11 protein-coding genes and 1 pseudogene are annotated in these 12,339 nt (G+C 55.6%); 6 read left to right on the top strand and 6 right to left on the bottom strand.

Translation table 11 applies throughout. From position 1 onward, the window contains the following. Window positions 1–295 precede the first annotated feature (295 nt). The 4 genes from AC07T0_RS26385 to AC07T0_RS26400 all read right to left on the bottom strand — a co-directional run bounded on the left by AC07T0_RS26385 (window position 296) and on the right by AC07T0_RS26400 (window position 4,450). Window positions 296–1,762, bottom strand: a complete 1,467-nt coding sequence (locus AC07T0_RS26385) for an aldehyde dehydrogenase family protein (protein WP_495003978.1) — start codon at window positions 1,760–1,762, stop codon at window positions 296–298. 175 nt (window positions 1,763–1,937) lie between these two features. Continuing rightward, complete coding sequence (locus AC07T0_RS26390; protein WP_495003949.1) at window positions 1,938–2,927, bottom strand: aldo/keto reductase; 990 nt, start codon at window positions 2,925–2,927, stop codon at window positions 1,938–1,940. Between the two features lie 37 nt (window positions 2,928–2,964). Then, on the bottom strand, window positions 2,965–3,252 hold the full coding sequence (locus AC07T0_RS26395; protein ID WP_495003950.1) for a YciI family protein: 288 nt from the start codon (window positions 3,250–3,252) through the stop codon (window positions 2,965–2,967). A gap of 247 nt (window positions 3,253–3,499) precedes the next feature. Further along, window positions 3,500–4,450: a LysR family transcriptional regulator gene (locus AC07T0_RS26400; protein WP_495003951.1), complete on the bottom strand. Its 951-nt coding sequence runs from the start codon at window positions 4,448–4,450 to the stop codon at window positions 3,500–3,502. Window positions 4,451–4,614: 164 nt separating this feature from the next. Between AC07T0_RS26400 and AC07T0_RS26405 the strand changes: the two genes are divergently transcribed. The 4 genes and pseudogenes from AC07T0_RS26405 to AC07T0_RS26420 all read left to right on the top strand — a co-directional run bounded on the left by AC07T0_RS26405 (window position 4,615) and on the right by AC07T0_RS26420 (window position 7,653). Beyond that, window positions 4,615–5,457, top strand: a complete 843-nt coding sequence (locus AC07T0_RS26405) for an oxidoreductase (RefSeq protein ID WP_495003979.1) — start codon at window positions 4,615–4,617, stop codon at window positions 5,455–5,457. An 11-nt stretch (window positions 5,458–5,468) separates the two neighbouring features. Beyond that, the gene (locus tag AC07T0_RS26410; RefSeq protein ID WP_495003952.1) at window positions 5,469–6,386 is read left to right on the top strand and encodes a DMT family transporter; all 918 of its coding nucleotides are present in this window, start codon (window positions 5,469–5,471) and stop codon (window positions 6,384–6,386) included. Window positions 6,387–6,615: 229 nt separating this feature from the next. Then, window positions 6,616–6,729, top strand: a pseudogene (locus AC07T0_RS26415) (alpha/beta hydrolase); the annotation flags it as partial. A gap of 147 nt (window positions 6,730–6,876) precedes the next feature. Further along, entirely contained in the window at window positions 6,877–7,653 is a 777-nt protein-coding gene (locus AC07T0_RS26420) for an alpha/beta fold hydrolase (RefSeq protein ID WP_495003953.1), read from the top strand. 67 nt (window positions 7,654–7,720) lie between these two features. Here AC07T0_RS26420 and mobH read toward each other — a convergent pair whose 3' ends face one another. Beyond that, the gene (gene mobH, locus AC07T0_RS26425) at window positions 7,721–9,598 is read right to left on the bottom strand and encodes a MobH family relaxase (RefSeq protein ID WP_495003954.1); all 1,878 of its coding nucleotides are present in this window, start codon (window positions 9,596–9,598) and stop codon (window positions 7,721–7,723) included. A gap of 572 nt (window positions 9,599–10,170) precedes the next feature. Between mobH and AC07T0_RS26430 the strand changes: the two genes are divergently transcribed. Continuing rightward, on the top strand, window positions 10,171–10,731 hold the full coding sequence (locus tag AC07T0_RS26430; protein ID WP_495003955.1) for a DUF3577 domain-containing protein: 561 nt from the start codon (window positions 10,171–10,173) through the stop codon (window positions 10,729–10,731). Window positions 10,732–10,846: 115 nt separating this feature from the next. Beyond that, window positions 10,847–11,341 carry a RadC family protein gene (gene radC, locus AC07T0_RS26435; protein WP_495003956.1) on the top strand — a complete coding sequence of 165 codons (495 nt, stop codon included), beginning with the start codon at window positions 10,847–10,849 and terminating at the stop codon, window positions 11,339–11,341. A 699-nt stretch (window positions 11,342–12,040) separates the two neighbouring features. On the opposite strand, the gene AC07T0_RS26440 is transcribed toward radC, so the two are convergent. After that, a complete protein-coding gene (locus AC07T0_RS26440) occupies window positions 12,041–12,235 on the bottom strand; it encodes a DUF7740 domain-containing protein (protein ID WP_495003957.1) in 195 nt (64 codons plus the stop codon). Window positions 12,236–12,339 lie beyond the last annotated feature (104 nt).

Genomic DNA, 12,339 nt, shown 5'->3' on the forward strand with positions numbered 1-12,339 from the left:
AGCACACGTATTTACGATGGCTCTTGCGTTGGACATAAGTTACGAGAATACCTGAGGCACAACCATTGTACGGAGGTGTCGAGCGTTAATACGTAGGGCTCGCCACCCTATACCTTGGTTTAAATTGGCGCAGCAAATATCCGTTTGCGCATGATTTCTCCACACAGCCTCGTGCAGAATAAAGTTGATAATCGCCATACAAAAAAACCCGATGCAATGCATCGGGTGCTTTGGCGCTGAAACAGGTGCAAAACCTATTTCACAATTTGGTATCCAGCATGATCAAAGCTGGGCATCAGAACGGGTATTCGCGAGGCCTGTTCTGAACCGAAATCCAATGCTCCGTGGTGAACTGCTCAATCACACCCTCGGCCCCAAAGCGTCCGCTCCCTGAGTTCTTGGTACCGCCGAATGGCATATTCGCCAGGTCCACCGCAGTCATATCGTTGATATGTGTCATCCCCGCATCAATCCCTTGGGCAAAGCGCAGACCTCGCGCCGGATCCCCGGTGAACACCGCGCTGGACAAGCCAAATTCAGTGTCATTGGCCAGTGCCAGTGCGTCCGCCTCATTGCGGGCCATGATGATCGGCGCGACAGGACCGAATATCTCATCACGACCCAAAGTTGCGGTTGAGCTCACCTGATCAAACACCTGCGGTGGCAGGACCAGCCCTTCGGCTTTTGCGCCCAACCGGTGCCGAGCCCCTTCTGCGATGGCGTTTGCGATAACGCCCTGCAAGCGGTCGAGATGCCTTTGGCCAATCAATGGGCCGACAATCGTTTGCGGGTCCATCGGATCGCCATACTTTAAAGTCGATACGCGCTCGACAAACTGATCGACGAATCGTGGATACAGCTTCTGGTCGACAATGATGCGGTTGGTACTGACGCAAATCTGCCCCTGGTGCAGAAAACGCCCGACAACCGCAGCACGAACCGCCTGCTCGAGGTCCGCATCATCAAGCACAACCAGTGGATTGTTGCCGCCCATCTCCAAACCGACATGTTTGAGTGTGGCACCGGTGACTGCCAGGGAACCAATACGCTTGCCAACGCCACTGGAACCGGTGAATGAAATGACCCGCGAGGCAGGATGGAGCACCAGGTGATCGCCGATTTCTTGATGGGCGCCAAACAGCACGCTGAGTACGCCCGGTGGCAGTCCGGCTTCCTCAAAGATGCGTGCCAGTAGGAGACCGCCCGTGACCGGGGTTTCTGCCGCCGGTTTTAAAACAACCGCGTTACCCAACGCCAACGCGGGGGCAAGGGCGCGGGTACTCAGGTGCATCGGCCAGTTCCAGGGACTGATGACCGTGACCACGCCGACGGGTTTGCGATAGATACGGTGCTCTTTATGCGGAATATCGCCGGACAGCATTTTGCCGGCTTGCAGGCTGGGTAATGCCATCGCCTCCTGCAGCATTGCACGAACCGCACTCCACTCGAACTGCGCCTTGAGCCATACACTTCCAGACTCACGGATCAGCCAATCGGTAATCTCGGCTTGGCGAAGGTCCATGATATCTACTGCGCGTCGAAGTACCGCAGCACGCTCTGACGGCAGCGCATTGGCCCATAGGGCTTGTCCCCTGACCGCAGCATCGAAAGCATCATCGACATCACGGGTACTTGCCTGTGCAAACTCACCGAGCAAATCGCCGTTGAATGGATTGTGGTCCTGTAGAACGACTGATTGACCGCTGCGCCACTGCCCCCCGATAAACAATTCCGAAAATTCATAAGGCGTAGGACGTGCCACGACATTACGTTCTTTATCTTGCACGATTGAACCCTCTCATTGAGTAGTACGAGCAGAACATTCCACAGCAAATGGCTTATCTAATTCGATAAATAAAAAGCGACTGTTGTAACCCGATCAACTGAAACAACTTTTACAACGCGAAAGACTCAACTGCAAAAATCATGCTTTACGCCTAGCGCTGAATATCCAACTCAACGTTGGCGCGAGGTCGATAATGCGTCTGAAGCTGCGCCACTTCATCTTCGTCTAGATGCAATGCCAACGCCCCCAGAGCATCGTCTAGATGACGGGCTTTGGAGACACCTATAATCGGTGCGCTGACCTGGGATTTCCCCAGCACCCACGCCAGTGCCACTTGAGCACGAGAAACGCCCCGCGCTGCCGCTATACGGCCGACCGCATCAATGATCGCGCGATCTTCTTCCTCATGCTGGGCATACAGCGCATGGCCGTAGGCGTCACTCTGCGAGCGTCCGGTGCTTTCCTGCCAGTCACGTGCCAGTCGACCACGCGCCAGTGGACTCCATGGCAATACACCGATCTGTTGGTCTGCGCACAGCGGCAACATTTCGCGCTCTTCTTCGCGGCTGAGCAAATTCAAATGGTTTTGCATGCTGACAAAACGGCTCCAGCCATTAAGCCGGGATACATACAAGGCCTTACTGAACTGCCAGGCGTACATCGACGAAGCGCCTATATAACGGACCTTACCGGCCTTGACGATGTCATGCAGCGCTTCCAGGGTTTCCTCGATAGGCGTTGAATAATCCCAGCGATGGATTTGATACAGGTCGACATAGTCGGTACCCAAACGGCGCAGGCTGTCGTCGATGGCTTGAAATATTGCCTTGCGTGACAGTCCCCCGGTATTGGGGTTGTCCTTCCAGGGGAAGTACACCTTGGTCGCCAGGACGACTTCATCGCGGCGGGCAAAATCTTTTATCGCCCGCCCGACATACTCTTCACTGGTGCCTGCCGAATAGCTGTTAGCGGTGTCGAAAAAGTTGATTCCGGCCTCAAGTGCCAGGCGTATCAGCTCGCGGCTGGGTTCCTCGGGGAGTACCCAGCCATGACGACCACGCTGGGCATCGCCGTAGGTCATGCATCCCAAACAAAGGCGAGATATTTTCAGACCTGTGCTGCCGAGATTAATGTAATCCATGGGAAGCTCCAGTGTGCTGGTCATCGAAAACCAGTCATTACTTAATATCGGTCAATGCCGGATGGAATTTGCTGGGGGTAAATTCCGTTATATTGTAACTGGCGATCTCATACTTGAAGAACGGGTCCTGTGTCAGGAGCACCTCCAGTTCGCCCCGCGTCACAATGCCGCTCACCAAGATCAGGCCACCGTCACGCGGCGTTTTGGGTCCTGAGGCCAAAAACACCTTGCTTGCATAATTTTCATCCAGGTATTGGCGGTGGGCGTCGATATGTTTTTCAACATCTGGAAGTGGTTTCAGGTAGGTCAAATTGACGACAAACATTCTGATTTCCTTGAGTAAGCAAGCGACGGGCTAACTAAAACATGATTATTGCGACGGGGTTAGATTACTGCGTTACCACGCCATTCAATAGCTATACATCAGTGCTCAGCCCTTAACACTTTAGGCCCCAGCAACCTATACATTGGTTTAATATAGACCTGCCACTCACACGAGAAACACCATCCTTTCTGACGTAAGCGACGCAAAAAACAAACAACGCTCAGCCCAAAAAATAAAATCGAGTCTGTCATAACACCTCCGGCGGCGGGATCACGAACAACAGACTCTTCTTTGACGGGGTCGACCAGTCGGTGCTCCGCAGAAAATCGATCAGCGCTCGCAATTTGCGGGTGACACGGCGTCGATCCGGGTAGTAGAGGGTGTACCCAGGCAATCCGAAGCTCCAATCCTCCAACACCCTGACCAGGCTGCCGTCGTTGATAAGAGGATCGATGTAGCCGTTGATCATATAGGCGATGCCGAGCCCGTCGAGAGCCGACTGCACCAACGCGGCTGAATCATTGAGAACCAATCGACCCGCCAGCGCCAGTTGAATTTTCTCGTTATTTTTCTCGAATTCCCAACGCTCCACGACGCCGCTACTGGAATGCCTGAATCCAAGGCAATTGTGTTCGATCAACTCGCGAGGGTGAGAAGGAGTGCCGTGCCGCGCGAGATAGTCAGGAGATGCGACGACGTTGACAAACAGTTCAGGGCCAACCTTGACCGCCACCATGTCATGCTCAACGAACTCGCCGAAACGTATGCCGCCGTCATAGCCCAGTCGCACGATGTCGACCAAGGCGTTTTCCAGCGTGATCTCCAGATCGATCTGCGGATACGCCTCTAGAAAATTCGCCAGAATGGGCTGCAAAATTGTCATGTAAGCGGCCCGGGGTACATTCAACCGCAGTAGCCCGGAAGGTTCGCCGATGCTGTCGTTCAGTTCATCGGCGGCGATCATCAGCTCACGTACCGCGGGCTCGACTCGCTCGAGATACCGGGCGCCCGCTTCACTCAGGTTCACGCTGCGTGTCGTACGATTGAACAGCGCCACCCCCAAGCGCTGCTCTAATCCGCGAATGACCTGGCTCACCGCCGAAGGGCTGACGCCCAAGCGCGACGCCGCCGCTGAAAAGCTAGAGAGTTGGGCCACGTAGACGAAGGTGACCAGACCGTCGAGTTGATCCTGACGCATGACGTTCACCTACCTTCAGTGCAGCCCAATAAGAATGCCTTCGTTATAGCATTCAACTTTATGAAGATGGGCTTCATAGCCTTGCAAGCCTTAGAGGGATTGTTTGTGCCGCTACGCCAAGAGTAGAACTGATGCCACCCAACCTTCGACTTCGGATACAACACATGACTCAGTCCTCACAGAAAACCTGGTTTATTACTGGCGTCAGCTCAGGCTTTGGCCAGGCACTTGCCCACGCCCTGCTCGAAGGCGGCCAACGGGTGGTCGGCACGCTGCGCAACGAAACAGCGCGTGCTGCATTCGATCAGCTCAAGCCAGGCTACTCCTTCGGTCGTCTGTTGGATGTAACAGACTACAAAGCCATCGACGGTGTCGTTGCCGATATCGAACGCAGCGTCGGAGCGATAGATGTATTGGTCAATAACGCCGGCTACGGGCACGAAGGCCTTGTCGAGGAGTCGTCCCTCGAGGAGTTGCGCCAACAGTTTGAGGTCAACGTCTTTGGTGCCGTTGCGGTAACCAAGGCCGTGCTACCGTTCATGCGCGAGCGCCGCAGCGGCAACATTCTTAACGTCACCTCCATGGGCGGTATCGCGACGTTCCCAGGGCTCGGCTATTACCACGGTAGCAAGTTTGCGCTGGAAGGCATTTCCGAAGCACTGGGCAAGGAGGTCAAACCGTTTGGCATCTTCGTGACTGCCATCGAGCCCGGCGCCTTTCGAACCGACTGGGCCGGTCGCTCCATGGTCCGCGCACCACGCAGTATTGCCGACTACAACGAACTCTTCGACGTCATACGTGAAACACGAGCCAAAAACAGTGGGCAGCAGATCGGTGACCCTGCCAAAGCCGCCGCCGCAATGATCGCCGTCGTCGATTCGGCAACGCCCCCCGCCCATCTGTTGCTCGGTAGCGATGCCCTCAAGGTTGTCAGCGCCAAGCTTGATCTTCATCTAGCGGAAATTCAGCAGTGGAAGGCACTGTCGCTCAGCACTGACTTCAATTGAGGCGTCTAGTCATGTCCGTCGCCATCGTTGACCGCTTAACGCCATCGAGCACATCAACGCGGCGATTTGGCCTGATGTGCGGATTGTTTGCCGCGCTGGTCTGGGGGGCCTTTCTGGCCGTCTCCCGGGCCGGTATCACGGCGGGCTTAACAGCCAACGACTTGACCTTTTTGCGTTTCACCACCGCCGGTCTGCTGATGCTGCCGTGGTTCCTGTGCCACTCTCCCCTGACCCTCGCCGGTGTCGGCCTGGGCCGTGGACTCATACTCGCGGCATTGGCGGGCCCACCTTTTGTGATGATTGGGGCCAGCGGTTATGCGTTCGCGCCTCTCGCTCACGGTGCCGTACTGCAGCCCGGTGCATTGACATTGATGAGCTTTGTGCTGGCTTCGTGGTTGCTAAAGGAACGCAGCAAGCCGCGCCAACTGGTCGGGCTGACCATTGTGGTGGTCGGCTTGTCAGTGATTGCTGGCCCCGGCCTGCTGGCAGGCGGATCCCAGGCACCTATCGGGGATATGCTGTTTATTCTAGCGGGATCGATGTGGGCGCTATTTTCAGTCCTGGCGAGGCGTTGGCATGTTGCCCCGGTTGCAGCGACCGCCGTCGTTTCAGTGCTCTCAGCCCTGTTGTATTCACCGGCTTATCTACTGACTCACGGCCTGGACTTTATGGGTAAAGTCAGCCCGGCCATGTTGATTGAACAAGTGGTGGTCCAAGGGCTGTTGTCCGGGGTGCTGGCCTTGTTCGCATACTCCATCGCGGTCCGTACTTTGGGGGCCGCTAAAGCAGCGATCTTCCCAGCGTTAGCACCTGCCGCCGCGATCCTCATCGGTATTCCTTTGGTCGGAGAAATACCGACCACACTGCAGTGGTTGGGACTTGCGATAGTGTCTACTGGATTGGTCATTGCGGTGACCAGCAGGAAATAATAACGCCTTCGAAAAACCCGCTCGACTTGCTGCAGATACGCAGCAAGTTGAAAACCCCACGAAGTTTGCTCTCCCCCTCAAGAAACGGCCGGCACCTATTGACTTGTCAGGCTGTCCTGCGTGGATTTTTTATCACGAGATTTCGCAATAACTCCCAGCGAATCAATACTAACGTATATCTATTTAACGTATTGATATGGATAGTTAAAAACTTTAAATAGGGTAGATTCGGTTCACGGGAAAATATGACTTCCGGCTGATCACCGGAGGCACCGGCCACAACCTGCCACAGGAAGCGCCGCAGGCTTTTGCCAAGGCAGTAATCGACGCGGACCACCTATAAGCAACGGTAACCGTACTGGCCGACTCAACCGAATAAAGCGACATGGGGACTGATTTTCGACGGTCAGTTCCTACAACAAAGCACTGTCGTCCAGTTGGACGATGCTTTCCCGAATTGATCCGACCACTCACTTTTAAGGAAATCGAAATGAAAAAAACACTGACCGCGTTGGCTTTTGGAGTCACGCTGCTTATGGGTTCGAGTGTGTTTGCCCAAACAGTCAAGCCCACCGTCGTACTCGTGCATGGCGCCTTTGCCGACGCATCAAGCTGGAACGGGGTCGTCAAAATCCTGAGAAAAGACGGATATGTTGTGATCGCTGCAGCTAACCCCCTGCGTGGCGTGAAAAGTGACGGAGATTACATCTCCAGCCTTGTGACCAGCATCAAATCCCCCGTCGTGCTGGTAGGCCATTCTTATGGCGGCAATGTCATCAGCGCGGCGGCTAATGATCAATCGAATGTAAAGGCGTTGGTTTACGTCAGCGCCTTTGCGCCCGAAGCCGGTGAGTCAGCTGCCGAACTGGCCGGGAAATTCCCTGGCAATACGCTTGGCCCAACACTTGCGCCTCCAGTTACGCTCGCAGACGGTAGCAAGGACCTCTATATTCAGCAGGATAAATTCCATGCTCAGTTTGCTGCGGATGTGCCCGCGGCGCAGGCAGCGCTTATGGCGGCGACGCAACGGCCTGTGACGGAAGCGGCTCTGAACGAGAAGTCAGGGGCACCGGCTTGGAAACACATCCCGTCCTGGTTCATCTACGGCGACAAGGACAAAAACATTCCACCGCAAGCAATAAACTTCATGGCTAAACGAGCACAGGCCAAAGGCGTGGAAGTCGTCAAGGGCGCTTCTCATGTCGTAATGGTCTCCAACCCCGAGCCGGTCGCTCGCCTGATCGAGAAAGCCGCCTCGGCACAATAGCTAAAGCGGGATCTGTTACATAGAAAGATGACGGGCCGCACAGAAGAAACCCGGTCGCCTTCCACTCTTAAGAGGAGTCCTTCAGCACTAGATAAGGGTTGTCATACGGTTTCTCGGTGAAAATCAGCCGGGGATCCTTGAGCAAATACCCCTTGATGTCTCGGGTTTTGCGCGGCCCTTTGATCTCGCATACCCAAATATTCAACCCTCCTTCACTCTTGTGGTGCAGACCCAATTTCTCAAAGCAGCGTTGAACCCAACGCCAATCGCTGGTGCCCTGCTCCTTGGCCATCCGCGCGGTTTCGGGGTGTTCCTGAGCATAACGCTGAAAGATCTTCGGCGTGACCAGAAAGGCCGTCTCAGCGACGCTATGGACCGATGCGTGGGCGTCGTTAAGGGTGATCGTGTGCTTCAGGATGCCTTGGTGTAACCAGGTCATGAAAGCTTCCCCCAGATCCGTCCCCTTCACGTCAGGGACTGGCAAATGGATAGACGGACAGGACTCGCGAGGAACAGCGCGCGGGCTAACAACCGACGCAGAGGTGTTCCTGATGGGGGAGGCGTCGGATTCGTGGAGATGCGTGTCCATTGAGCTGCCCTCACCTAACCGCCGAAACCATTCGGGGGGTTCTCCAAGTGCTTGCTCCTGCGTCTGCATACCCATGTCGTGCAATGGTTCCTCGTCAACGGTGAAACGGGCCTGAGCAACGTCTTGCATCCAGCCCGGTTCAGCGCCCCAAGGTGAAACCTGTTCAGGCGGTGAACGATCTACGGCAGGTGTATCACTGGTTTGCCCGGTAGTTTCAGTCGTCGTTTCAACTGTGACCGTGCCGCTGAACACCGGAGGACGCTTGCCCTCCTCCCAGAGCAACGCCGGGGAGACTTTGAGGAACGTGAGGGTCTTTTTCCATTTACCGCTCTGCACAGTGGCAGTCCAGATCGCTTTGCCCTCAACGTTGATTTGAATGATCGCGTTATCCTGGAGCACGTTGAACAGCGTGGCATTCGAGGACGGAATCCCATCCGCCCCCTGAGACAATAAGTGGGCGCGCAACTTGTCCGCCACCGTTTTGCTAACCAGCCACACGCTGTCATCGGTGAGCCAACCGTCTGAAGCACGAACCTGGTTCAACTTGAGCTGCTCGTTGACGAGGTAGCGCAGCCCTTCAATCAACTGACGTTGCAGGGAGCTCTTCGGTGCGGCCAGTGCCCGGACGGGGTTGCCTCCCAGCTCCTGCGCGACCGAGGCCTGGTCAGCCTGACTGACCAACTCGCCCAAGGTGCCGGCATGTTCGTATTGCCCGGCCAGCACATAGATCAGTGCGCTCCAGGGCTCGGGGTAAGTACTCAGCCAATCGAGAATCGACGCTGGCAGCACTTGCAGCGAGAGCAAGCCCGTCGTGGCGCTGTGGAGTTTGTAGGGGCGCCCCTTCAGGTACTTGAAGCGATACGCACGGTTGACCGGGCCCTGCCACGGATGCCACACCGTTCCATCGTCCAGCTGCACTTCCACATCGACCGCAACTTTTCCAAGGTCATGCAACAGGGCTGCGTACGCAATGGTCGCTGTCCAGGCCTCGGTTTGCGCCGCTTGGGTTTCAGGGGTCGCGCCCATGGGCAGCAGGTGTGACTGCCGAATTTTCAGGGCATAGGCCACGATTTCCAGGCCGTGATCGAGCATGCCGCCGGGATAAGCATGGTGATGGTTTTCGGAGGCCGGCAGGTGTTGAACCAATTCGGCGTAGCGTTCGATGGGACGTAGATAGAGGTCGGCAAACTGTTTGCGAGACAGCGAGGTGCGTTGCCAGATGTGCTCCAGGAGTTTGCGCCGACGCGGGGTCGACAGCAACTCAGCGGCCGTTTGAGGCATGAGGTAGTCGGATGAAGCAGCCTTGCGGGTTGGCTCGCGATCAGCCGACTTTTTCAATCTGAATCGCCAGAACATTCAGCCTGCCATCCGTGTGGTGTGAGGGAGCCTTTTGGCTGTTCAGTGTACGGATGACCTTTTGCGGGTAAGCCCTTTGCCCTTCGTTTTGCTTCCCTTAGTCCCTTCCGTTTGCCGTTCCTTTTATGGCCTTTTTGGGGCGCTGAGTTCCAGCGGAAAACAGGATCAGCCCCCTCCGTATTTATCCCTCGAAGGCAGGACAAAAGCGTATCAGCCGGATGGACCGCGGGAAATGACACGCCGCGGGAGACGTCGTCCACCCCAAGGCGCACAAGTTGAAATATCTGACACCCTCCGTCTGAAAGAGCGGACTAGACCACCTGGGGCTCTTTCCTCATGCTAAAGGGGTGTCCTGCTGACGTTGTCGGCAACATGCCCAGGTAGCCCGGATCTAAAAGGCTACGACGCGATGATCGCGTTGATCACCACCGGACCGCTCTCGCATTCATCACCGCGGTCAGTCGTCAGAACCTTTGACGGCCGAATGCCTACTGCACCACCACCCAATGGGGAATCACTTTCCCCTTGGGGATGAGTGTTTCCCCATTTTCCTATTGAAATTGGAGACACTCATGACGACTCAAACCCCATCCACTGCCGAAGAAAAAAAGTACTTCAACCTGTACCTTCAAGGCATCGGTTATCTCAACAATGTCAGGACGATCACTCGTCATAAGAAGTCGTACCTGAAGGTTTCAGTTACCGTACTCCAAGGCCCAGCCGACAAAGTTGATTACAAGTACTTCGACTGCACCGTGGTCGGCACCGAGGCGAAACAGCTCATCAGCCACTGCGCACAAGAAATCAACTCAGGTGAAACCGTACTGGCGTGCTTCACCCTCAGCGACCTTTGGGTCTTTCCCTTCATGCAACAAAAAATGGAAGGCCGAGGTCAGCCGAATGCTGGACTGGCAAGCAACCTCCTCTCGCTGTCCATGATCAAAATCAATGGTGAGGTGGTGTATACCGCACCGCCCAGGGAGCCCACATCGGACGTCAGTCCAGCGAATGCAGTTCAGAGACCCGATACGCTGGATACAACGGATATGTCGGTGATTGCTGATGATTGGGAGGCCACCAAAAGAGGTGATCCAACCGATACTACTGAAGGTTCCACGGTCTCGTACAGCTAGGCCTGTTCCATCATCTACCCAGGCGCCCTAACCGGCGCCTTCTTTAACCTTCGGGGGGCATACATGTCCCTTGGGGGATGGCGTGCCTCCATGACTGGATGCAGAGGTTGACGTCATGAGCTCTACCCATACTTCGAGCAACATGCACGCTCTAGAAGCACAAAGCCTTGCCCAGGAAGACCTGTTGATCGAAAAGGCCATGAAAATTCTGGATCGGCGGCTGTTCACTCGGGGTCCTCAACTCGAGAGCCCACCCGAGGTCGGCCGCTTCCTCAAGCTGAAACTGGCCGGGATGGATCACGAGGTCTTTTGCGTCATTTTCCTGGACATCAAACACCAAGTTCTCTCGTTTGAAATGATGTTTCACGGAGACATTGGCCACACCAGTGTTCATCCCAGGCAGGTGCTCAAGCGCGCAATCGCCCACAACGCCTCAGCGGTCATCGTGGCTCACAATCATCCTTCGGGGTGCACCACACCCAGTCAGGCTGATCGCGTACTGACCCTACGGCTACGTGAGGCCCTGGCGCTTATTGATGTGGTCTTGTTAGATCACATCATTGTCGGTGCCGGTGATCCACTGTCCATGACCCAACATGGGCTGATGTAACCCTCATCGCGGCGCCCTCCCCGGGCGCCTACTTTTCTGGTTTTAACTCTGCCTCTGCGGTGGCGAGTCTGAGCTCATGGCTAGAGGCTGCCTGCGACCAGACGGTCCCTTGGCCACGTTTTCATCTGAAGAGAAATGGCCATTCGACAAGCGCCGATAGAAACACCTGATGCAATCACCTTACGGGGAATCACTTTCCCTGCCGGGGCTGTGCTTTCTCCGCATCCTATTCAGCGGGAGGAACACCATGTCTACACTCAGCTACAACATCGGCTTCGCACTCGGCACAGTCACCCGGGAGTTTTTGAGTGCAGTGAAATCAACGAGTACATCACCTGGCCCCCGACCCAAGGTAAGCCCTCCGGTTCAGCTACCACCGCCCTGCATCCCAGATAACCTGGTGCGTGAAATGGATCGCTTGCCTGCAATGGTTCGCACCAAAGGTATCGACCTGAATCACTGGTATGCGGCAAACACGCGAGCGCTCCAAAAGGCGCCTCGTAAGCGCCGTACCAAGACGAAGGGGGTTGACCCTGCAAGGCCAGCCCTCACCGATTCCCTGACGACAGCTGCTTGCTAAGCGGGTCCACCCACCCCTGCTGGGAACCTTCCCGCAGGGGAGGTTCCCCTGAGTTTCACCGCTTAGGTCACGACAATGTCAACTACTGAATCAGGAGAACGAATCAAGTGTTTCGCTGTTCAATCGTCGAGATTTTCCGCCAGCAGGGCTACCAGTTCCATGGGGCTGCGGCTGTTGATCACGTTGTAGATCAGGTCGCGCTTGGACCGTGGCAGCTTCTTCACACAGCTCTTGGCCGATGCCCTCACCGCGTCATCCGTACCATGAATGCGTGCAGCCAGGAGTAGCACTAGAACGACGTCAGATAGATTCATAACGAGGGTCCAAAACAGAGAGCTGGGAGTGTAACGGTACGTGAGCGATCGTAAACCCCCACCGAGTGCCGAATGGGTATCCCCACACAGCTGAAATCTGTGAA

It is taken from the genome of Pseudomonas sp. GW821-FHT04D07 (assembly GCF_059420225.1).